This window comes from Yaniella sp. (assembly GCF_030453185.1).
In the GTDB taxonomy this organism is placed as follows: Bacteria; Actinomycetota; Actinomycetes; order Actinomycetales; family Micrococcaceae; genus Yaniella.
Map to the genome: position 1 here is coordinate 89943 of NZ_JAKDKW010000001.1, position 22376 is coordinate 112318.

Consider the following 22376-nt stretch of genomic DNA (forward strand, 5'->3'; position numbering starts at 1 on the left):
AGTGGCAGGTCACTCAAAATGGCACACAACGCGACATAAGAAAGCAGCGTTGGATTCCAAGCGTGCCAAAATGTATGCCAACCACATTAAGGCGATTGAAGTTGCCGCGCGTGCCGGCGGCGCGGATCTTGACGGGAACCCAGCGTTAGAAGTCGCGGTCACCAAAGCCAAGAAGCAGTCGGTGCCCAATGACAACATCGATCGCGCTATTAAACGTGGTGCAGGACTCACCGGTGAAGTTATTGATTATGCCGAGATTATGTATGAAGTCCGTGGTCCTGAGGGGTCAGCGCTGTTAGTTGAATGCCTGACGGACAATCGCAACCGTGCGGCATCGGAAGTTCGTGCAACTGTTACCCGTAACGGTGGCTTTATGGCAGATCCTGGTTCCGTCGCCTTCATGTTCCAACGCAGAGGTGTTGTGCGCGTACCAGCTGATGACCACTCTGAAGACGACATCATGATGGCTGTCATCGAAGCCGGTGCGGATGAAATCCTTCGTTCTGGGACAGCCTTTGAAATTGTCTCCGATCCTTCGGACATCCAAGCCGTCGCCAAGGCGCTAGATGACGCAGAAATTTCGTACGACTCTGATGATGTCGAATTTTTTGCTGATATGAAGGTCGAACTGGATGCAAAATCTGCCCAATCCTTTATCGAACTCTGGGATGCTGTGGAAGAGCTCGACGACGTGCAAAACGTCTATGCCAATGTAGAGATTACTGCTGAAGTTCTTGAAGAACTGTCAGCGCAGGACGCTTAGGTGCAAGACCGCAGTCGCCGGTCCCAGCCGGTCAGTCAGCTTCGTGTGTGTGCAGTCGACCCTGGACTGACCAGGTGTGGCATCGCGGTCGTCGATATTGCAGCCAATCGCAAGGCAGAACTCGTGGATGTCGTGGTCGTCGGAAGCCCGGGGACGGATCCCATTGGTGAACGCCTAGCCGTGATCGATAAGGCCATGGACACATGGTTGGATAAGTATCAGCCGGACCACTTAGCGATTGAACGGATGTTTGCCCAGAACAATACGCCGACGATTATAGGGACAGCCCAAGCTTCCGGAGTGGCCATCGCCGCCGGCGCAAGGCGCAACGTTCCGACAGCATTGCTAACACCGTCGGAAGTCAAAGCCGCTGTCACCGGTTCGGGATCAGCGGATAAGAATCAGGTCACCTCGATGGTGATGCGTATTCTGGGTTTGAAAGCTGCGCCAAAACCTGCCGATGCTGCCGATGCGATCGCGATCGCCATTGCACATGCCTGGCGAGGTGGGCTCTTTGGCCGGGGCTTAGACACCGGAAAGCTCACCAGTCGTAGCGCTGCTTCAAAGTTTTCTAGTGCTCGGCCGGAAACGAATCTGACGCCAGCACAAAAACTCTGGCTTGCAGCAGAACGGCGCGCTAAATAATCGAAAAATTGTGGGCATTGGTACGGTTATCCCATACGGGGTCCACACTGATTTGATGGCGTTATTGCTATCAGAGGGAGAATGCATGATCTCGTCGCTAACCGGCGAAATTCAACACATCACCGTCGATAACGCTGTCATCGCGGTCGGTGGGGTCGGCTATCTTTTTTCGGCAAGCCCAAACACACTCTCAATGCTTCGGACCGGCCAAGAGGTAACTGTCCAAACACAATTACTGATTCGTGATGATAATCCAGTGTTGTATGGGTTCAGTACGGCCGATGAACGCGAAATTTTTGAAGTCATGATGAGCGTTTCGGGTATCGGGCCACGAATCGCACTGGCTGTACTTTCTGTATTTGATCCAGACGAAGTGCGACAATATATCGATCAGCAAGATGATAAAGCGTTTACGAAAGTTCCGGGTATCGGCCCAAAATCTGCTCGACGCATTATTCTTGAACTCTCCGGAAAACTTGTTCCACGTGAAGAAGCCGAGACTGGTGCCAAATCGTCCCGAAGCGGAGAGCCTGTTTGGAAAGAGCAAGTCCATCAAGCACTGATTGGACTTGGTTGGAATGAAAAAGACGCCACCAAAGGTATTGAACAAGCGTTGGAAGCTGACTCAGAACTGGCAAGCTCTGTAGACATTTCGGCAGCATTGCGCGCTACGCTCCGCAACCTTGGTGAGGGACAGACAAGGCAGCGACTCTAATTTATGACTGAATCCGCATTACCACCGAACTCCGATGAGGATCGCATAGTTGCCGGTAGCGCAGTGAATGAAGAGCGCGAGGTCGAAGCAGCGCTTCGGCCTAAAAACCTTGCGGACTTCGTCGGTCAGCATCGAGTTCGCAACCAACTCTCCCTTGTTTTGGAAGCAGCTAAACTTCGCGGTGCAACTGCCGACCATATTTTATTGTCCGGCCCCCCTGGCCTGGGGAAAACCACCCTGTCGATGATCGTTGCAGAAGAGATGGGATCTCCGTTACGTATTTCTTCCGGACCAGCAATTCAGCACTCGGGAGATTTAGCTGCCATCCTGTCGTCCCTCACCGAAGGTGAAGTCCTCTTCCTTGATGAGATTCACCGTATGTCACGTCCGGCAGAAGAAATGCTCTACATGGCAATGGAGGACTTTCGTGTAGATATCGTGGTTGGTAAGGGCGCCGGAGCGACATCGATCCCACTAGAACTTCCTCCTTTCACCATCGTCGGAGCAACGACCAGAGCGGGGCTTCTTCCTGGGCCGTTACGTGACCGGTTTGGATTTACTGGACACCTTGATTTTTATTCAAATGAAGAACTGGAACTTGTGCTCCGTCGTTCCGCTGCCATGCTGGACATGCGATTGAATAGTGCGGCATTTACCGAGATCGCGTCACGGTCTCGAGGCACCCCGAGGATTGCGAATCGTCTGCTGCGCCGCGTGCGCGACTGGGCGCTGGTCAATAAGCTCTACGATGTCGATGAGCATGCTGCAGCAGCGGCATTGGATATGTACGAAGTCGATTCACGTGGTTTAGACCGCTTAGACCGGGCTGTTCTCGATGCACTGTGTACAAAATTCCATGGGGGACCAGTCGGCTTATCTACCCTGGCAATAGTGGTCGGGGAGGAGGTCGAGACCGTTGAAACCGTAGCGGAGCCGTATTTGGTTCGGGAGGGGCTGCTGGGCAGGACGCCCCGAGGCCGTATCGCAATGCCAGCAGCCTGGGAACATCTTGGCCTTACGCCACCGGAGGATTCAACGACCAAGGGTTTATGGTCGTTAATGGACGACGGTGCTTCCCGACAGACCGACACCGCATCGCGGCTCAATGAACAGCCTACTGACGCGGTTCAGGGGAGCGTCGATGATATCTTATCCACCGATGACGGCGACGACTGAGCTACCGCTCTTCGTCTGAGGCGTGTTGAGTAGTCACGGAATTCACGCTATTTCGGTGTGCACATTAGGATAGGCTGAGACATTATATATAGATTGCCGGATTTCCGGCCAATTTTCTCGTGGATACTGCCCAGTGTCCAGTACGAAAACAAGATAGTTGGTAGACGCTTATGACTTTTAATCTCGAAACAGCCACCGTCGTTGCACAGGCTGGGGGCGGTGAACAAGGCGGCTCCAGCATGTTTATGCTTATCATGTTGGCAGTACTGGGCCTGTTGTTCTTCATGATGATCCGTCGCAGCCGCAAAGCCATGAAGAAGCAGCAAGAACAGCGTGCTTCCATGGAACCTGGCATGGACGTTATGACTACATTCGGCCTGTATGGCACAGTCGTGGATGTGAACCACGACGAGAATAAAGCAACGCTCGAACTGTCACCCGGTCAGTACGCCACTATTCATTTGCAGGCTGTTGGTCAAGTCGTGGAAGAACCTGCCGAAGACGAGCTGCCAGAATCTGACATCACGGTCGATGACGTACCTGATTACCCAGAGCAGTCTTCCACCGAGCCTTTAGAGAATGAATACGGTTCAGAATATAAGAACGATCCACGCGATGATAGAGATCGCTAACCATCCGCACTCAATAACGAACAAACAATCGAAGGCCCCTTGACCTATGGCGTCTAAGACCCCACAATCCCGTGCCCGGCGATCTCTGGCGTGGCTAACTGCGATCATCGTTGGCCTAGGTATCATCCTGGGGATCGGTATTGCAACGGATAATTCGAACGGTGTGCCGCTGTTGGCGCTCGATCTTGAGGGCGGCACCCAAATGGTGCTATCCCCAGAAACATCTACTGGTGAAGCCGTCACCTCGGAACAGATGAGTCAGGCTGTCGAAATTATTCGTCAACGTGTTGATGGTTCTGGTGTTTCGGAAGCAGAGATCAATACTCAGGGCGACAACAACGTTGTGGTATCGATGCCTGGCGCCCCGGACGAACAGACGCGTGAGCTTATTCAAGCTTCCGCGAATATGGAGTTTCGTTCAGTGATAACGTCTGGGCCATTTACTGCAGTCCCAGAAGAGGAACGCACGGACGTATCTGACATTCCGGAACCTGAAGCGGAACCCGAAAACGGTTCGGACCCCAACTGGATCACGCCTGAGTTGTACGATGAGTTCCAGAGCACCGATTGCAGTGCCTCTGATGCCAACCAGGTTCGCGATAACCTCCCGGCTGATGAAGCCGTTATCGCCTGTGACTTCGACACGGGCTCTAAGTACATTTTGGGACCAATGGAGATTTCTGGTGATCAGATCGATTCTGCAGATCACGGAATGTCTCAGACCCCTACCGGCGTCTCGGCTAGCTCATGGGTTGTTAATATTGCTTTTGAGGATGAAGGGTCTGCCGCCTTCCGTGACGTTACCCAGCGTTTGACGGGAATGAACCCGCCGCAGAATCAGTTTGCTATATTGCTAGACGGTCAGATCGTATCCGCCCCGGCATCGCAAGCGGTGATTACAGACGGTCGAGCCCAGATTTCTGGTGACTTTAACGAAGAAAGCGCTGCACAACTTGCCGAGCAGCTCGAATATGGTGCGCTCCCTATTACGTTTGAAGTTGAATCGGAGCAGCAAATTTCGGCGACTTTAGGACAGGACCAACTGTTCTGGGGTCTCGTTGCCGGTCTCATCGGATTGGGGCTGGTAGCGGTCTACCAGTTCTTCCAATACCGCGCCTTAGGCTTGGTTACGTTATCGTCCATCGTAATTATGGGCTTCTTGACATATCTGTCGATCGTGTTGCTCGGTTGGTCAGATAACTATCGGCTTTCGCTGGCAGGTATCGCAGGCATCATCGTTTCGATTGGTCTTACTGCGGACTCCTTCATTGTGTATTTTGAACGCATAAAGGACGAAATGCGAAACGGACGACCATTCGAGTCAGCGGTTAACTATGGCTGGGATCGGGCCAAACGAACCATTACTGTGTCGAAGCTTGTGAACGTTCTGGCGGCAGTGGTTCTGTATTTCGTAGCTGTTGGCAACGTGAGAGGATTCGCTTTCACCCTTGGACTCACCTCCATAGCGGATCTTATTGTGGTGTTCTTGTTTACTCACCCGGTCATGAAGTTGTTGGCCACCACCAAATTCTTCGCGAGCGGCCACCCCATGTCGGGGATGGATCCTTCCCTGCTTGGCCAGAAACCTCTCTATCAGGGTGCCGGACGTGTTCGTGAATTTCGTCCAGATGAGGCCGTGGCGCCACAACGCGGGAAGAAGAACACTAGGTCCAGCAAGGAAGCCCAGAAACGACAAACTATCGCTGAACGGCGAGCTGCCGAGAGAGCGGAAGCATTACAAACGACCAGATCATCGGACAATACGTCTGCACAGGAGGACTCATGAGTCGCTTAGCAACTTGGGGTAATGAACTGTATGCGGGCAAGAAATCGTACCCGTTCGTGCAAAAGTGGAAAACCTGGTTCACGGTCGCACTAATTTTACTGGCCATAGCCGGCGGGATTACTGCTCTGCGCGGTGGTTTCAACATGGGCATTGATTTCCGAGGTGGCTCTGAGTTCACCGTCTCAGGCGTCGAGAATACGGATCCTGTACTCGGTGAAGAGGCTGTTTCTGAAGTGATTCCGGAAACCGAAGCTACAGCAACGAATATTGCTGGCGGCACCATCCGCGTTCAGACAACAGAACTGTCGGATGAACAGACTCTGGAGGTTGCCGAGAATTTACAGCAGGGATACAACGTCACCGCTGAGCAAGTGACCTCGAACTTCGTTGGTCCTACTTGGGGTCAAGCAGTGTCCCAGCAGATGTTCGTGGGCCTGATCGTATTTCTGGTGTTGGTAGCCTTGTATCTGACGATTTATTTCCGAACTTGGAAGATGTCCGCTGCAGCTATCGTCGGCCTTCTGTACGTCGTGATCCTGACAGTGGGCATTTACGGGGCCATTGGTTTTGAAGTCACACCACCGGCCATTATCGGCTTTCTACTCATTCTGTCCTATTCTCTCTATGACACAGTGGTGGTCTTCGACAAGATACGGGACAACACACAGAACTTAGCAGAGGATCGCCAGAGAACATTTGACGAGCTCGTCAACTTGGCAGTCAACCAGACATTGGTTCGTTCCATCACAACTTCCATCGTGGGAATTTTACCGGTCGGTTCGATTCTGTTCATTGGTGCCGGACTACTGGGTGCTGGGACGCTGCGTGATATTTCCCTTTCCATTTTTGTGGGCATTATTGTCGGAACTATCGCTACCTTGTTTATTCAGGCCCCGTTGTATGCCCTGTTCCGCAGAAACGACGACGATATTACAGATCGCGATGAACGTATTTTACGTCGTCGCGGGTATGAAACAGACCAAGAGACTGAAAACGATGCCGAAACTGCGACGTCTCAATAGACGGTAGTAGTGGAATATACGCGCTGTCCTGTAGCCTGGAATCCAAGCTGCGGGGCAGCGCTTTATTTTATTAAAGTGCTCGAACGTCGCTGAGAAATGGTTGAAACGTAATTGCGCGAAGTAAGCTAAGTCTCTCAAGCAAATCTTCAGGGAAAAGGGGAGGGATCGTGGCTTCAACTCGACCGGCTTCATCTCACGGCGGGCAGACAGGCTCCGATGCGCTAGTACCCGCACGTGGTTTTGGTCGGTTTTCTCGTCTGGCCGGTCGCGGCTACTCACCGCTATTGGAACCTTTGATCCGCACATTGAAGGTACGTCAGCCAAAAGACGATATTGGTCCTATAATCCGCGCGTTCAATGTGGCGAACTATCACCACCGTGAGCAATACCGGAAATCCGGTGATCCTTACATTACGCATCCGGTGGCTGTAGCCACGATCCTTGCGGAATTAGGGCTTACCGGCGAGACCCTTATTGCCGCACTCCTTCACGATACCGTCGAAGATACCGATTATACGCTTGAACAGCTGGACAAAGATTTTGGCCCGGACGTCACGCTCCTGGTAGATGGTGTCACGAAACTTGATCGTGTTAAATTTGGAGCCGCGGCAGAGGCCGAGACGGTTCGCAAAATGATCATCGCCATGGCTAAGGACGTGCGTGTGCTGATGATCAAGCTCGCTGATCGGCTCCACAATGCTCGAACATGGCGATATGTTGCCCCAGAATCCTCAGCCCGCAAGGCCAAGGAGACTCTTGAGATATATGCCGCCCTAGCGCACAGGCTGGGTTTGAATACCATCAAATGGGAGCTTGAGGATCTTTCGTTCGCCGCCTTGTGGCCAAAGGTCTATACGGAGATTGTGCGGTTAGTAGGCGAGCGAACTCCGCAGCGCCAGAAGATTGTCGCGAACCTGACAGAGCAGGTTGATAAGGAGCTCCGGTCATCAAAGATTCGTGCCACAGTCACGGGACGTCCAAAGCATTACTACTCTATTTATCAAAAAATGCAGGAGCAGGACAAAGAATTCAATGAGATCTACGACCTGCTCGGGATTCGCGTGCTCGTAGAGTCTGTACGCGATTGTTATGCCGTATTAGGGGCGCTGCATTCTCGGTGGTCGCCGATCCCAGGCCGGTTCAAAGATTACATTGCCATGCCCAAGTTCAATATGTATCAGTCATTGCATACCACTGTGATTGGACCCGGCGGCAAGCGGATCGAAATTCAGATTCGCACTCACGAGATGCACCACCGGGCTGAATACGGTGTAGCGGCCCACTGGGCATATAAACGCGCTGGAACTGCTGATGCAGAAACACCTGGCTGGTTGAAGACGGTGTTGGATTGGCAAGAAGACGCATCTGATCCTAATGACTTTCTTGATTCCCTGCGGACCGAGATTGGTGCAGCAGAAGTCTACGTGTTTACACCAAAGGGCGAGATCAAAGCGCTGCCCTCTGGTTCTACCCCGGTCGATTTTGCTTATAGTGTGCACACCCAGGTTGGACACCGAACTGTGGGTGCCCGAGTGAATGGTCGCCTCGTACCGCTGAACACAGTGCTCAACCACGGCGACTCGGTGGAAGTCTTCACCGATAAGGATGAAAGCGCGGGCCCGTCTCAAGATTGGCTTGGATTCGTCCGGTCTGGTCGAGCCCGTAATAGGATTCGACACTGGTTCTCTAAAGAACGCCGTGATGAAGTTATTGAGCGGGGCAAAGAGCTTCTGACCAAAGAAGCTCGCAAACACACACTTTCGCTTCAACAGATGTTGAGCACCGATACATTAACAAAAGTTGCCAAGGGATTACACTACGAAGACATCCAAGGGCTTTATGTAGGCATCGGGGAGGGGTCCGTTTCCTTACAAAACGTCTTGCAGCGGATCGAAAACATCCTCGAACCGGAGCCTCATAAGGATGAACCTGAACCTGATACTGTGTCGATCCCCACGATCCCGCAACCGTCCCGTCATGCAGATTCGGGGATTGTTGTGCCTGGTGCCGGCGACGTACTGGCCAAGTTGGCACGTTGTTGTGCTCCTGTGCCACCGGACCGTATCGTAGGTTTTGTCACGCGAGGGTCGGGAATTTCCGTTCATCGAAACGACTGTCCTAATGTGGTTCACACTCCGGAATCGGATCGTCTAATAGAAGTCGAATGGGCTCCAACCTCTGAAGCAGCATTTACAGTTGACATTCTTGTATTGGCCTTGGACAGAAAACAGCTCCTCTCAGACCTGACGGTCGTATTAGCTGAACACCATGTCAACATACTTTCGGCCAACGTGAAGACTCGACGTGACCGGGTGGCGGAAACAAGTTTTGTTTTTGAAATGGGAGATACTGGACATTTACAACACCTGATGAATACGGTGCGGCAGGTTGACGGTGTTTATGACGTCTACCGTCGATCGGATCGAAAAAAGAAGCCTTCGGCAAATTAAAGTGCGTGGGTTTCTGCTGAACTTCTAGCTTGCAGCCGAAGCTGCTCTAGACATTTCAGAGCTTGTTGCATGCCATCTAAGTGGCGTTTGTTGTGGAAACGCTCTTGAAGATGATCTAGATCCACCTGGTTAGCTAGTTCTCCTGCACAGGAGTGGTGGCGTGCGGTGCGTCCCGTACGCAGTAGGTCTTCGATGGTTAATTCCAAGCTCGTGACAACGATGCCTCCGCTGACCAGAAGATCTTCATCCGCAATATCACTTCGTTGCAAATAGTCGATATGTCGAAATGCGGTTGGGATAATTTTTGAGCGTAAACGCGTCCCTTGGTAGGTGGCAGTGGCGGCTTCAAACATTTCAGGTGATTGCCCACCGAGGTGAATCCACGCAGCCGTGAGCATCGTCGCCGTCCAGTCGCCGGCGATGAGCTGTTCACCTGCTAAACGGACCCCCTTTGCTCGCTGCGCTGCTGTATCGGGTGTGGTGACGTCAACGTAGTACGGTCCGAATTGTGGGCGCAGCACACCGTGGTATGTCATTGCTGAGAGTTCCGACGGTGAATAAGGCTCGTGCGGAACGTAGAGATCGTAGTGGTTCGTGATGGAATCAAGTGCAAGAAAAACCATGAGACCATGATGACAAAAAACAACCCCGGCCGAAGGTGTGTCGGCCGGGGTTGTGGATAACTATTTGACAGGGATATTAGCTCGCTGGGTTATTCACTAGCTGCTTGAACGACCTGCAACCACTGGCGACGCGCCTCTAGAGCTTCTGTTGCAGCAGCAATCTTCTGCTGATCGCCTGCTTCTTCGGCTTGGGCTAGATCTGTTTCCAACTGTTCAATAGCGTCTTCCAACTGCGTTTGGGCTGAGTTGGTCCGTGCTTTAGTTTCCGGATCGCTACGGCGCCAATGATCTTCTTCTAGTTCAGTCAAAGCCCGTTCAAGTTTACCGATTCCGGCTTCCATACGGCTCATGTCCTTGCGAGGTACACGACCCGCTGCTTCCCAGCGGGCACGAATATCCTTCATGACATTCCGCGCCGAATCGATGTTTTTGAAAGGCAGATGTTGCTGAGCCTCCTGGAGGATCTCGTCCTTGGTCGCAAGATTCGCTTCATACTCGCGATCAACTTCGGCGTTTGCCGCATCGCGAGCGTTGAAGAACACGTCTTGTGCGCCACGGAAACGAGCCCACAAGGCGTCGTCATCTTTTCGCGAGGCACGGGGGGATTCCTTCCACTCGTTCATCAGATCTCGATACTTCAGAGTGGTTGGGCCCCAGTCGGTGGAGTTCTGCAGAGCTTCGGCACGAGCAATCAGATCTTCTTTAACCTTCTTGGCTTCAGCGTTACGGGCGTCTAACTGGGAGAAGAACGCGCGACGATTCTTTTCGAATGCATTGCGAGCGGAGCGGAAACGTTGCCAAAGAGCATCTTCAGCAGTGCGCGGTAGGCGAGGACCAGCTTTTTGGACGGCACGCCAGTGGTCAAACAATTCGCGCATTTTGGCAGTGGATTGTTTCCATTGAGTCTTGTTTGGATCCTGAGCCGAGATTTCTTCGGCGCGCGCAACGATTTCCTCACGTGCGCTTTGTTGTTCAGCAAGCGCTTTCTCGCGTTGAGCCTGTTGCTGAGCATGTCGTTCGACGAGTGCGTTACGTAGTGTCTTTGACTGCTCACGAAGTTTGGTCATATTGCCCACCATTTGACGTTGGGCAATCACCTCGTCGATCTGAGCGAGCGTTTTTTCTAGTTCCCTATTGGCTGCATCGGTCTCTAGACGCTGTTTGAGGAGCTGCAGCTGCGTCATAACATCGTCATATTTGCGAACGAAATAGGCTAGAGCATCGTCTTTGGAAGCTTCTGGAACCTGGCCCACTTCAACTTTTTCATCGCCATCAAGGAGAGTTACGACTCCCTCATCAGAAATTTCAGCAAATTGTTGAGCTTCCGTGAGATTCGAAGTATATGCCGGGGCTGGTGCAACTGGCGCCACCGGAGTTACTTCGGCAGGCGTTACAGAGCTTGGCTTGGGAGCCGCCGGTTTTGGGACGTCGGGTTGTTGACTAGGTGTCACCGCTAAAACTTTCTTCCTAGGTGGAGATCCCGTCAGCCATGGGAGGACTGTTATGAGATGGTCACTGTTAGCTTACGGGAAACGCATACAATGGCAGAGTACTTTAAAAAGCAGGCACGAATGTGCTCATTGCAGCGCAGGCGAGCTTAACCCCTTGGAGAATATACCGACATGTCCCGTAAGACTTCATTATCTGGATTTCACGAATGGTTGCCACAAGAGCGTCTCGTTGAACTCCATGTGCTCAATACGCTTGCAGAGGTCTTCGAACTCCATGGATTTTCTAGCATCGAAACCCGCGCCGTTGAATCGCTGGGTACGCTCCTTCGTAAAGGGGAAATCGATAAAGAGGTATACACCGTTTCACGCATCCACGAAACTGATGCACCGGACCCCACGGATACCTCTCGACTCGCCCTGCACTTCGACCTGACAGTACCCTTTGCGCGCTATGTGACCGAAAACGCCGGCCACCTAACCTTCCCGTTCCGTCGGTACCAGATACAAAAAGTCTGGCGGGGCGAACGACCTCAAGAGGGTCGTGCTCGCGAATTCACACAGGCTGATATCGACGTGGTCGGCGACGGCGCACTGGACTTCCGGCATGACATAGACGTTGCACTGGTCATGGCCGAAGCATTAGCGAAACTGCCGATCGGCCAGTTCGTCATTCGCATCAATAACCGCAAACTTGCCGAGGGCTTTTATCAGGGTATTGGGCTGGATGACACCGCCGGGGTATTACGCAATATCGATAAATTGGAGAAAATCGGTGCAGACAAAGTTGCCGAAGCACTCCAAGCAGAACTCGGGGCTTCTGCAGAACAGGCTGAACTAGCTCTGTCGCTGGCTCAGATCCGTGCCGAAGACTCTTCGTTCGTTGATGAGGTGCGTGCACTGGGTGTCGAAAATTCACAACTGGAAGAAGGTCTTCGCGAGCTTGCTGAGGTCATTGATGAGCTCCATAAACGTGCTCCAGGAACTGCCGTCGCGGATCTTTCAATTGCCCGCGGCCTCGACTACTACACCGGCACCGTGTACGAAACGAACCTCGTTGGCCATGAGCAGTTAGGCTCCATCTGCTCTGGCGGTCGGTACGACTCGCTGGCGACCAAGGGCAAGCGCACATTCCCAGGCGTTGGACTTTCCATCGGGGTAACACGATTGATTTCGCGAATGTTCTCGCAAAACATGGTGGAAGCCACTCGCAATGTGCCCACCGTTGTATACGTGGCATTGACCTCTGACGACGACTGGTCGGCAGCCCAAGACATCGCACAGACTCTGCGGTCGCGCGGCATCAACACCGAGGTGGCCACCAAGGCCGAGAAATTTGGCAAACAAATCCGTCACGCTGATCGTCGCGGTATCCCATATGTCTGGTTCACCAGCTATAACGAGGGTCAAGTTAGCCACGAAATCAAAGACATTCGCTCCGGCGATCAGGTCGCGGCAGACCCTGCCGTATGGATGCCTCCGACTGACGATCTGCAACCAGCCATTGTCGAAATCGATCACACCGGCAAATAGCATTGCCGCCGGTAGACTGACCACGAACACCACCAAGTTTTTATCAAATACGTAGAACTCAAAAGGGGAAACACAACGTGCTTCGCACCCATCAACTCGGCACACTCAACGCCGAGCACATCGGACAAACCGTTACAGTGGCGGGCTGGGTTGCCCGCCGCCGAGACCACGGTGGGGTAGCTTTTATCGACCTTCGCGATGCCTCGGGCGTCGCACAAATTGTGGTCCATGATGAAAGCCAATTCGATCATCTGCGCAACGAGTACGTGCTGCAGGTTACCGCCGAAGTGAAAGCACGCCCAGAGGGCAGCGAGAACGCGAATATTGCCACGGGTGCCGTTGAACTGTATGCCTCGGAAGTCACCGTGTTGAATACTGCAGCACCCCTACCGTTTCAGATCGATGAGCACGTTGAAGTCGGTGAAGAAATTCGCCTGGCCCACCGGTACTTGGACCTGCGCCGGCCAGAACCAGCCCGCATCATGCGCCTGCGGTCCGAAGTCAACCGAGTGGCACGTAACTTGTTGGCTGGTCAGGAATTCATTGAGGTTGAGACCCCAACCTTAACTCGTTCCACCCCGGAAGGTGCCCGCGACTTTGTGGTCCCAGCGCGGCTCGACCCAGGCTCCTGGTACGCGTTGCCACAGTCCCCACAGCTGTTCAAACAGTTGCTGCAGGTCGGTGGAATCGAACGCTATTACCAAATCGCACGTTGCTACCGTGACGAGGACTTTCGCGCCGACCGGCAGCCAGAATTTACCCAGCTGGATATCGAAGCCTCTTTTGTCGAAGAAGATGACATCATCGCGTTGGCCGAAGAACTCTTAGCAGCCATTTGGAAACTCATCGGCGTTGAGATTACTACACCGATTCCACGGATGACGTACCGCGAAGCGATGGAACAGTACGGAACCGACAAGCCAGACCTGCGCTTTGGCCTGCCCCTGACTGATATGACCGAATACTTCAAGGACACACCATTCCGGGTCTTCCAGAACGACTACGTCGGTGCCGTGGTCATGCCCGGTGGTGGCTCCCAGCCACGCCGGCAGCTCGACGCCTGGCAAGAATGGGCCAAACAACGCGGCGCACACGGTCTGGCCTACGTCCTGTACAAGGAAGACGGTGAGCTGACAGGTCCGGTCTCCAAGAACATCTCCGAAACAGAACTGGCTGGTCTAGCCGAAAAAGTCGATGCCAAGCCTGGGGATGCCATCTTCTTCGCCGCCGGTGATCCTGCCGCATCACGAGCACTGCTAGGAGCAGCCCGAGTAGAAATCGGTCACCGCACAGGTCTCATCAAGACCAACTCAGAAGTACCAGCAGAAGAACAAGACTGGGCCTTTGTCTGGGTAGTCGATGCCCCAATGTTTGAACCCGCGTCCGTGGCTGAAGCCGAAGGCGACGTCGCCGTTGGTGATGGCGCATGGACGGCAGTGCACCACGCCTTCACCTCACCCAAACCAGAATTCATGGATACCTTTGATACGAACCCGGGTGAGGCGCTGGCCTACGCTTATGACATCGTGGTCAATGGCAATGAGATCGGTGGTGGCTCAATCCGTATCCACAACCAAGAAGTCCAAAAACGGGTCTTCAACGTTATGGGTATCGCCGATGAAGAGGCCCAAGAAAAATTTGGGTTCCTGCTCGAAGCCTTCAAATACGGTGCACCACCACACGGTGGCATCGCTTTCGGTTGGGACCGTATCCTGTCGCTACTGGCCGGAACCGACTCGATTCGCGAAGTCATTGCCTTCCCGAAGACCGGTAACGGACATGACCCACTCACTGATGCGCCGGCGCCCATCACCGTTGAGCAACGCGCCGAAACCGGTGTGGACTACGTTCCAGAAGAAGATGAAGAAGACGTGACCCAAGAGGCCGACGCCTAACAGACGTAGCCCGCCAAACGCCGATCGAATCACCCAGTTCGGTCGGCGTTTCGTGTTCCGGAATGCGCATCTTGTCCGAACGGCATCATCAATTGGCCCACTGCCACCGTGTAACTTAATCTAGAACGTTTTCTTCAAGTCTGGACGATGTATTGGTTAGGCTGAGATGAAAATGGCTATGACTAGGCGCTGAGGAGTCACCGCACATGGAGCAAACTGGGGAGTCAACGAACGGGCTCAATGTTGTGCCCGGTTCGGTTGTCAGTGTGCGTGATGCTACCTGGGTGGTCACTTCTGCCACGGCAACCCCCTCCGGCACGTTGGTCAAAGTCCAAGGCCTATCAGAACTCGTACGCGACACAGAAGCAGCGTTCTACTCTGACCTCGACACTATTGAAGTGATTGATCCACGTGAGGCGACGGTCGTTGCTGATGAATCACCACGGTACCGCCAGACCCGGTTATACCTAGAGACAGTGCTTCGCACCACTCCGGTACCGTCGATCTCAGACGAGCTCACGGTCAGCACTCGAATACTGGCTGACCCGCTCCAGTATCAACGCCGAGCCGTGGCCAAAGCACTAGATCCATCGTTGATTCGCCCGAGAATACTGCTCGCAGATGCCGTTGGTCTTGGCAAGACGCTTGAAATCGGGATGATCCTGGCTGAACTCGTTGCTCGCGGTCGTGGTGAGAACATCCTGATTGTCACCCCACGCCACGTGCTGGAACAGATGCAGCATGAAATGTGGACGCGTTTTGCTCTGCCGTTTGTGCGGCTGGATTCAGTTGGTCTGCAACGCATTCGCCAGACGATCCCGGCAACTCGGAATCCTTTTACATATTTTAAGCGCGCTATTATCTCTATCGATACGCTCAAAACTCCACGGTACCGGGCACACTTGGAAAAACGTCGGTGGGATGCGGTCGTGATCGACGAATCCCATAACCTCACCAATACCGGCACGTTGAATAACGAGCTCGCTCGCGTCCTGGCCCCACGCACCGATGCGCTGATTCTCGCGAGCGCAACTCCACACAACGGGAAAGAAGAATCCTTTGCGGAACTCTTGCGACTGCTCGATCCAACCGTGGTGAGTCCGCAAGGCGAAATCGACTATGAAGCAGCCAAGAAACTGGTGATCCGACGGCATCGGTACTCGCCCGAAGTTGCCAGTGAAGTTGGGGCGGACTGGGCTGAGAGACCAGAACCGCAGAACCGGCTGATCGCAGCGAGTCCAGCAGAAGATGCTATCGCTACGGAACTGGCTGAAACGTGGCTGCATAACCCACATGGCAGCCCAGGGACCAACCGCCTCTTTGGGTGGACACTCGCCAAAGCATTTCTCTCCAGCCCGGCAGCGCTTGCAGAAACCATTCGTGAACGCCTCCGGCCTTCCAAGAACGCCAGTGCCACAGAAGTCACGGCACTCAAACGACTCCTCGAACTCACCGACGAAGCCATGGAAAAGTCGTCCTCGAAATTCGAGGCACTCGTCGACCACCTAAAAGCCATTGGTGTCGGTCCCCGAAATGACACCCGAGTCGTAGTGTTCGCAGAACGACTTGCCACACTCCATCACCTGCAGCAAGACGTGCAAGCTGCGCTGAAGCTCAAGCCGAAGCATATCGGTCTGCTGCACGGGGGACTGTCTGATGTTGAGCAATTAGAGACGGTTGAAGAGTTCAAACGCGGTACCTCAGATCTCAAAGTCTTGATTACCGGTGATGTGGCATCCGAAGGGGTGAACCTGCATGCTCAGTGTCACAACTTGGTGCACTACGACATCCCGTGGTCGTTGATCCGCATCGAACAGCGCAATGGACGTATTGATCGGTACGGTCAGACCAAGCCACCGCAGATCACAACATTGCTCTTGGAACCTTCGAACGAAAAGTTTTCGGGGGATGTGCGGATCTTTACTCGGCTGGTGCAGAAGGAGCACGAAGCACACCGGGCATTCGATGATGTTGGCGTGCTGATGGGGAAGTACTCTGCCGAAGCGGAAGAAAGAGCAGTTCGAGATGCACTGGTACAGCAACAGGATCTCGAGACAGCAGTCCCAGATAAGCCTGATCTTGGCAACGACCCGGTCGCCGCACTCTTGGTAGGGATGAGCATCACGGACTCGCTCCTTTCAGAAACACGAGCAGAGCCTGCTGCCGAAGCAAACGCTGAGACCGACAGTCTGACTCCAGTCGTTGTTGCTACGGAACCAGGGCTCTATGCGACGGATCTGCAGTACCTCGATGAAGCGCTTGACGAAGCGTTTAACGATCCACAGCGAGCAGTGGACTGGGACACCGACGACCGATACCACGTGGCCACGCTCGCGCCACCCAGAGATCTACAACGCCGGCTGAGATTCCTACCGCGTGATTACGTGCGCGAACGGAAAGTCCTGCAACAATTGCGGTTGGCGACCAGTAAACAAGCCGGTGAGAAATCCCTACGTGACGCGCGATCAGATGAGGATACAAACTGGCCGGCCGCTCACTATCTCGGCCCCCTGCACCCTGTGCTGGACTGGGCATCGGATCGAGCACTTGCCAACATGAGTCGTAATGAAGTGCCGGCCGTTCGAGGTGATGTGCCTGCGATCTCCTATCTGATGCTCGGCACGATTACGAACAAGCGCGGCCAAATTCTGAACCGAACATTTATGGGTGTTACCGGTGGTTTAGTCCAACCGGTTCAGAACCTCAGCGAATACTTCGCAGATATTGGGCTGACCGCAGACACCGCAAACCCGGGTGCCGTGAACACCGAACCGTTGCAAGCAGAAATGGCTGCAGCTGTTGATGCTGCAGCGCAACACCTGTCCTGGGTGCGGCACAGCCTATCGGCGGATGCCGAAGACCGGCTTGAGGCATGGATCCAACGCGCGCAACGGTGGACTTCTGAGTCAGACACGCTGATACAGCGAACCACTGTGCAGCAGCGCGCCGGTCGTGTTCGTGAAGAACTTGATCTGGCTGAAGAGCTCCGCCCGAACCAAGAGCTGGTACGTCCCTTATTAGCTGTCATGCCCCGTGAAGAAGGAGTGTAGCGTTGAGCTCATCTGAAGCATTTGTCATTATCAATGACTGGATCAGTGAACACTACTTCACCGATACCGGGCGAGGCGAGACATTCCAAAAGCAGATTCGTGCGCTAAGAAAAATCTGGGACGAAGATGCTGCCGATGGACACGACACCCCAGTCACGCGGTTCTCAGCCGAACGTCTCAAGATCCAGGAAGCCTTAGCCGGTTTGTCGATTGACGGTGCTGAAACGGCAGAGCGCGCGCGAGACGCATATGCCCGGTTACGCCAGATATTTGGCCACCACGGTCAACCCGAAGACCTCACGATGCAGCGTTCTCAAAACGATCTGACGATTACTGCGACCCGACTTGGTGAAGCGACAGATGTGCTGTGGCTAGATGCCACTGCTGTCACCGGGACTGACCAGGGGCCAGACCAAGTCCAACTCCTGGGCACCAACTGTCTGGATGACACTCCGCGGCCCGACCAGCCGGTCTCGAAACTCCTGTCCGAGCTTTATCTAACAGAAACGGCACCGAGCTTTATCGTCGTGGCGGCAGGCAACGTCTTGTTCCTCACCGATCGCCAACGTTGGCCAGAAGGCCGGTACCTCGCGGTTGATGTACAACTCGTAGCAGATCGGAACGAGACCAAAAAGGGTGGGGAGATTGACCGCCTTCTGGCAGTGTTTAGCCGGAATTCCCTGATGCCAAGCGATGATGGCAGTATTTGGTGGACCCAACGGCTCGAAGAGTCTCATCAACATGCAGTAGGGGTCTCACAAGATCTTCGCGACGGCATACGTGAATCCATTGAAATTATTGCCAACGATGTACTGATGCGAAGAACAGACCAAGGCCTCAGCAACGATGAGATTGACGGACAAGACTTGGCTCGTCAGTCGTTGCGATTCCTCTACCGCATACTGTTCCTGCTCTATGCGGAAGCATTCCCAGAACTGGGTGTCTTACCGAAGGGCGCGGGGGAGTACGATGCCGGCTACGGTATTGATCGTCTCCGAGAACTCTCCATGGTCGAATTGACCGACAGTCGGGAACAGCAAGGCACTCACCTTTATGAATCACTCGCTTTGCTCTTCCAACTGGTAAACGGCGATCATGCGACCCAACAGCATAAGAGTCCTCACGAAGATGAGCTCGAGGACGAACTCGAAACGATTTCCGCTGAAGGCCTGGTCTTCGAGTCATTAGAAGCCGACTTGTTCATGCCTGAAGCTACTCACCTGATCAACAGTTCCAAGCTCGGCAATTTGGCCATGCAGCACATTCTGCAACGCTTACTTCTTAGCCGCTCGGATAGTAAAGGGCCCCGCGGGTTTATCTCATATGCCAACCTTGGCATCAACCAACTCGGTGCCGTGTACGAAGGGCTGATGTCCTACACCGGCTTCATCGCAGAAACAGACCTTCGTGAAGTAGCGAAGAACGGGGACGCGTCCAAAGGATCCTGGGTTGTCTCCGTAGAAAAAGCTCTGGAGATCGATCCGAAGCACCTCGTAACCCGAATCGATGAACAGACGGGTATAAAAGAACCAGTCCTACATCCGAAAGGCAGTTTCGTATTCAGACTGTCAGGTCGGGAACGTCAACAGTCGGCTTCGTTCTATACGCCAGAGGTGATGACAAAGTTCGTTGTATCCCAGGCATTGGCAGAGTTATTGGACGAAAACACTCGCGCCGATGACATTCTGAACCTCTCCATCTGTGAGCCCGCACTTGGATCAGGTGCTTTCGTCATTGAGGCAGTACGCCAGCTAGCTGATGAATACCTCACCAGGAAACAAGATGAGCTCGGACAACAAATCGAGCCTGAAAGCTATGCTCAAGAACTTCAAGCAGTAAAAGCACAGATCGCGCTCCACCAAGTCCATGGAGTGGATCTGAACTCTACTGCCGTCGAACTGGCGGAAGTATCCCTCTGGTTGGACACTATGCAGCCGGGGCTCCATGCACCTTGGTTTGGGCTGCGACTAAAACGCGGTAACTCGTTAGTAGGTGCGAGGAGGGCTACCTACACGACTTATGGAGTCGAGAAGAAAAAATACCTCACCGAAGCTCCGGAACCTGCCCCAATGACCGGGTTAGCTGATGCATTAGAGCGGGGTTCTGTGGATTCCGCCGTGCAGGGACGGATCCATCACTTCCTCCTCCCGGGTGAAGGCTGGGGTGCTGGCGGCAAAGCTAAAGAAGTAAAGGACCTTGTTCCTACTGAGCAGAAGGCTCTGAATGACTGGGCACGGAGTACAAAAACAAAGCTCAGCAGTGACCAGATCAGAAGACTTCAAGGGTTAGCGCAGCGGGTTGAGACGCTATGGGGTCTTGCCACACGACGCTTACAAATTGCTGAATCTGAAGCGAGAAGATTCATTGACTATTGGCCACGAGAACGTGAAGCAGAGCATAACGTAATTACTCGTGAACAAATCGAGGCGTCGCTGGCCAATGAAAATGGCGCCTACCGCCGACTCAAACGGGTCATGGACGCCTGGACTGCCCTCTGGTACTGGCCACTCACGGAACGCGAAGTGCAACCACCAACCATCGATCAATGGATCGATGCCCTCGAAAGGATCCTTGGCAAACCAGGTAAAGAATCGAAGTTTGAAGGCCAAGACACATTACTGAGTTCAGCCGATTGGGACGAGCTGAACGAGTTTGAGGAACTGGATCTTGATTTTGCAGGGGCAGCCCGGATAGACGAGAAATTCTTCGACGATCATCCTTGGTTGCGAGTGCTGGAAGATGTTTCCCAGGAGCAAGCATTCTTCCATTGGGAGCTGGAATTCGGACCAGTATTTGCGCATGGCGGCTTTGACCTCCAAGTGGGTAATCCTCCGTGGGTAAGACCCCGTTCAGACGAATCTGCACTTCTTGCCGAATTTGATCCGTGGTGGCAACTCGCGGAGAAACCAACGCAGGCAGAAATTAGAACCAAACGCACGAACACTTTATCCACTACGAACCGTATTGATGAGTTTGTAGATGCGGCTGCAACAGTTCCTGCATTAGCTACTTTCTTACGTGCAAAATCTCAGTACCCAATCTTGAGCGGTCTGCAACCAGATTTATACAGGGTATTTATGGAGCGGACCTGGCGTTCGGCAAATGAACACGGCGTGAGCGCACTTGTACATCCTGAGTCACACTTCACAGAGAAAGGTGCTTGGAATCTTAGAACAGTTGCATATCAACGGTTGCGTCGCCACTGGCAGTTCATTAACGAATTTAAGCTGTATGAAATTGCCAATACAGCCACATACGGAGTTCACATTTACGGAGACCGGCGTACCAATCCTCACTTTGCAATGGCCGTTTCTCTATATCATCCTGATACTGTCGAACGCTCTCTGGAACACGAGGGAGGTACGGAAGTTCCTGGGCTCAAAGACTCTGAAGGGAATTGGGATACTAGACCTCACCGAGAGCGAATCCTTGACATCAATATCGACACACTTAATATTTGGGCAAGGATTCTAGACGAACCGGGTACGCCGCCATTACACGCTCGAATGATTTACCCTGTGAATAGGGCAAGTATGGCTGTACTCGAAAAGCTAAGCCATGCTCCGAGAGTACGAAAATTAGGACTGCAATATTCTCCTGGGTGGCACGAAACTGCTGATCGAAAACGTGGCTATTTCGAGGTTGGCTCCAAGACCAACGCATCATGGGAAGACGTCATATTACAAGGTCCGCATTTCAATGTTGCCAACCCCTTCGCAAAAATCCCGAACCCCACTATGAAGAGCCACAGAGATTGGGCTTCATTAGACCTAGAAGCGCTTCCCGTAAGCTTTATCCCTCGCACCAGTTATCAACCGGTCAGAGGTGTCAATTCGACCTATGATCAGGACTACGGCAATTGGCTAGATCGTGGTGGAGAGCCGAAACCGCAAAGGAATTTCTATCGTATAGCCTGGCGTAGAATGGCATCCAGAACGGGTGAGCGCACTCTGCGTGCCACGGTAATCCCTCCTCAAGCTGCCCATATTAATACTGTGCAGTCGGCTTGGCATAACGAAGGGGACCTCGAATCGACAGTACTTTTGGCGGGAGTTTTTTCTTCGATAGTCGCTGATTTTATGATCAAAATTGGTGGTGCATCAGATATTCTCGGCAATACCATCGATGCTCTTCCAATTGTTTCGGGCGAATCAATTGCTATTGCAATTAGGAGACGTGCCATCGCTCTCATGAAATTAACGGAAGCCTTTGATGGTTTAGAAACTATAGATCGATTAGGAACAGCTCCAATTTCGGCACTTAGAGTGGCCAGTGAGAGGCGTCAGGCACTTATTGAGATTGATGCCCTAGTCGCCTTAGATTTGGGCATTTCTATCGATGAGCTGTGCACAATCTACCGTACACAGTTCCCAGTATTGAGGGGATACGAGCAAACTGATTTGTATGATGCAAATGGACGTCAGATTCCCATAGAGATGAATCAGAACTACCGACAAGTCGGCGAAAACGGCATGACTGTAGAAGCCCGTACTTGGGTACATCCACAGAGTGAGGTCGAGTACGTCTTCGAATTCCCCTTTAGAAGCTTTGATCGTGAGGAAGACATGCGTGCAGCTTATGAAAGATTTAGCCGCATGCTCGAAGACCACGGCCGGATCATTGAAGACGAGGACTAAG

At 53.1% G+C, this 22376-nt stretch carries 14 protein-coding genes; 12 read left to right on the top strand and 2 right to left on the bottom strand.

The features are described from left to right. Position 1 precedes the first annotated feature (1 nt). From L0H14_RS00360 to L0H14_RS00395, 8 genes are all read left to right on the top strand, one after another. A complete protein-coding gene (locus L0H14_RS00360) occupies positions 2-763 on the top strand; it encodes a YebC/PmpR family DNA-binding transcriptional regulator (RefSeq protein WP_301416665.1) in 762 nt (253 codons plus the stop codon). Further along, positions 764-1408 (top strand): crossover junction endodeoxyribonuclease RuvC, encoded by a 645-nt coding sequence (ruvC, locus tag L0H14_RS00365; protein ID WP_301416666.1) that lies wholly within the window; start codon positions 764-766, stop codon positions 1406-1408. 85 nt (positions 1409-1493) lie between these two features. Beyond that, complete coding sequence (gene ruvA / locus L0H14_RS00370) at positions 1494-2123, top strand: Holliday junction branch migration protein RuvA (RefSeq protein ID WP_301416668.1); 630 nt, start codon at positions 1494-1496, stop codon at positions 2121-2123. Positions 2124-2126: 3 nt separating this feature from the next. Further along, positions 2127-3299 carry a Holliday junction branch migration DNA helicase RuvB gene (gene ruvB / locus L0H14_RS00375; RefSeq protein WP_301416670.1) on the top strand — a complete coding sequence of 391 codons (1173 nt, stop codon included), beginning with the start codon at positions 2127-2129 and terminating at the stop codon, positions 3297-3299. A 170-nt stretch (positions 3300-3469) separates the two neighbouring features. After that, complete coding sequence (gene yajC, locus L0H14_RS00380) at positions 3470-3931, top strand: preprotein translocase subunit YajC (protein ID WP_301416672.1); 462 nt, start codon at positions 3470-3472, stop codon at positions 3929-3931. A gap of 46 nt (positions 3932-3977) precedes the next feature. After that, positions 3978-5717, top strand: coding sequence for a protein translocase subunit SecD (secD, locus tag L0H14_RS00385; protein WP_301416674.1), 1740 nt, complete (start codon positions 3978-3980; stop codon positions 5715-5717). Further along, complete coding sequence (gene secF, locus L0H14_RS00390; RefSeq protein ID WP_301416676.1) at positions 5714-6739, top strand: protein translocase subunit SecF; 1026 nt, start codon at positions 5714-5716, stop codon at positions 6737-6739. Before secD ends, secF begins: the two co-directional genes overlap by 4 nt. Before the next feature lie 257 nt (positions 6740-6996). Next, on the top strand, positions 6997-9189 hold the full coding sequence (locus L0H14_RS00395; RefSeq protein ID WP_301421294.1) for a bifunctional (p)ppGpp synthetase/guanosine-3',5'-bis(diphosphate) 3'-pyrophosphohydrolase: 2193 nt from the start codon (positions 6997-6999) through the stop codon (positions 9187-9189). Here L0H14_RS00395 and L0H14_RS00400 read toward each other — a convergent pair. Together L0H14_RS00400 and L0H14_RS00405 are read right to left on the bottom strand one after the other, a co-directional pair. Next, a complete protein-coding gene (locus L0H14_RS00400) occupies positions 9186-9812 on the bottom strand; it encodes a hypothetical protein (protein ID WP_301416678.1) in 627 nt (208 codons plus the stop codon). The two genes, L0H14_RS00395 and L0H14_RS00400, sit on opposite strands and share 4 nt — an antisense overlap. Before the next feature lie 89 nt (positions 9813-9901). Further along, on the bottom strand, positions 9902-11263 hold the full coding sequence (locus tag L0H14_RS00405; RefSeq protein WP_301416680.1) for a DUF349 domain-containing protein: 1362 nt from the start codon (positions 11261-11263) through the stop codon (positions 9902-9904). A 171-nt stretch (positions 11264-11434) separates the two neighbouring features. Here L0H14_RS00405 and hisS point away from each other — a divergent pair, with 171 nt between their 5' ends. From hisS to L0H14_RS00425, 4 genes are all read left to right on the top strand, one after another. Continuing rightward, positions 11435-12793 carry a histidine--tRNA ligase gene (hisS, locus tag L0H14_RS00410; RefSeq protein WP_301416682.1) on the top strand — a complete coding sequence of 453 codons (1359 nt, stop codon included), beginning with the start codon at positions 11435-11437 and terminating at the stop codon, positions 12791-12793. Between the two features lie 77 nt (positions 12794-12870). Further along, on the top strand, positions 12871-14688 hold the full coding sequence (gene aspS, locus L0H14_RS00415) for an aspartate--tRNA ligase (protein ID WP_301416684.1): 1818 nt from the start codon (positions 12871-12873) through the stop codon (positions 14686-14688). A 206-nt stretch (positions 14689-14894) separates the two neighbouring features. Next, a complete protein-coding gene (locus tag L0H14_RS00420) occupies positions 14895-17738 on the top strand; it encodes a helicase-related protein (protein ID WP_301416686.1) in 2844 nt (947 codons plus the stop codon). 2 nt (positions 17739-17740) lie between these two features. Beyond that, positions 17741-22375 carry a DNA methyltransferase gene (locus L0H14_RS00425; RefSeq protein WP_301421286.1) on the top strand — a complete coding sequence of 1545 codons (4635 nt, stop codon included), beginning with the start codon at positions 17741-17743 and terminating at the stop codon, positions 22373-22375. Position 22376 lies beyond the last annotated feature (1 nt).